Origin of the sequence: Bartonella sp. ML70XJBT (assembly GCF_028618425.1) — a bacterium.
GTDB lineage: Bacteria > Pseudomonadota > Alphaproteobacteria > Rhizobiales > Rhizobiaceae > Bartonella.
Window position 1 is genome coordinate 1 of the sequence record NZ_JAQISX010000083.1, and the last position, 1,530, is coordinate 1,530.

General features: G+C 34.2%; 2 protein-coding genes. Both read left to right on the plus strand.

The window, feature by feature from the left end; genetic code table 11:
* Nucleotides 1-55: 55 nt before the first annotated feature.
* Nucleotides 56-802 carry a phage regulatory protein/antirepressor Ant gene (locus PVV65_RS09715; protein ID WP_273790022.1) on the plus strand — a complete coding sequence of 249 codons (747 nt, stop codon included), beginning with the start codon at nt 56-58 and terminating at the stop codon, nt 800-802.
* Nucleotides 803-889: 87 nt separating this feature from the next.
* Nucleotides 890-1,327: a hypothetical protein gene (locus PVV65_RS09720; RefSeq protein ID WP_273790021.1), complete on the plus strand. Its 438-nt coding sequence runs from the start codon at nt 890-892 to the stop codon at nt 1,325-1,327.
* Nucleotides 1,328-1,530 lie beyond the last annotated feature (203 nt).

Here is a 1,530-nt window from a genome sequence, read left to right on the forward strand (position 1 = left end):
GCATTCTTTATTGTGTGTCAATGGAAAACAACATAATTTCACAGGAGACAATATTATGTCGCAATACTTAATAGATATAAATCAAACAAATTTAACAAACGTAAATCAAATCAACATAGATGATAGCGTTCAAACTATGTCTAGTCGTGAAATCGCAGAATTGTGTGGTAAAAGACATGATAATGTTATGCGTGATATCAAGAATATTTTGCTTGAATTGTATGATGAAAAAGATATCCTCAAATTTGAGGGCATCTTTTTTGATAGCATGAATCGCCAGAAAACTGAATATCTTCTTCCAAAACGTGAATGCCTAATCCTCGTATCTGGTTACAGCACCACTTTGCGTGCAAAAATTATAGATCGTTGGCAGGAATTAGAAAAGAAAACAGATTTAGCAAGTGCTTTAGAAAATCCCCTTACTGTTAAAAAACTTCTCTTAGAGAGCATCAATCAATTAGAAACTTTAAAAAATGAAGTGGATACTCTTAAACCAAAAGCAATAGCTCTTGATGGTCTAAAGCGCTCGGATGGCTTGTTTGGTATTATAGATGCTGCGAAAATCTTAGAAGTAAGACCTAAGGATTTATCAGATTACTTACGAAGATATGGTTGGGTTTACAAAAGAGTACCAAGTGGTCCATTATTACCATATCAAGATAAAATACAAAAAGGTTTAATGGATTGCACGACCATTACTATTCAAAAAAATGATGGTACAGAAAAGACAGTCCCGTCAACAAAAATAACAACAAAAGGATTGGCTTTATTAAGAGAGCAAATCCACGGAAATATGCAATAATTAAAAAAACGGGGCGGGGGGCTTCTTTATAGCAAAAAAGAAAGCCGCGTCATTTAAAACAACGAATATTAGATTAGGGAGCTACCTATGAATACTACAGTTGTATCTAAAAAATATGAATTTACTGATGAAACTACAGAAGTTAAAGACCGTTATGGTAGAGTTATAACACTTTATCGCATTAGAGCTTTAAGAAGTTTTGGAGGTGTTAAAAAAGGAGATTTAGGGGGCTTTATTGAAAGTGAATACAACCTTTCTCACCAAGGTAATTGCTGGGTTGGGGACGATGCCAAGGTTTATAATGCTGCTATGGTTTGGGGGCATGCGAAGGTTTTTGAAAATGCAATAATTTGTGATGAGGCGTGTGTTAATGGGTTTGCAAAGGTTCATGGTAATGTACGTGCTTATGGGAATGCAATTATTGGTGGCAGGGCACGTATTTTTGGAGATACGCAACTTATTTTGGGGGCATGGGTTACAGGAAGAAAAGAGATTTCTACAGGTTTAATATCCTTTTGTAGATAGATAAAGACTGTAGAGGAATTGATTAAAGCGGCTGTGGCGTCTAAAAGATAGAATTAAAAGAAAGCCGTGTTCTTATAAACACGGCTTCTTTTATTAAAAACCATTATTGACAAGGACAATTCATTATGAAAACGATTAATGAATTACATACTTTGTGTATAAACGCAAGTTTATTTTTATTCAAATTGCATCTTTAAACAAAT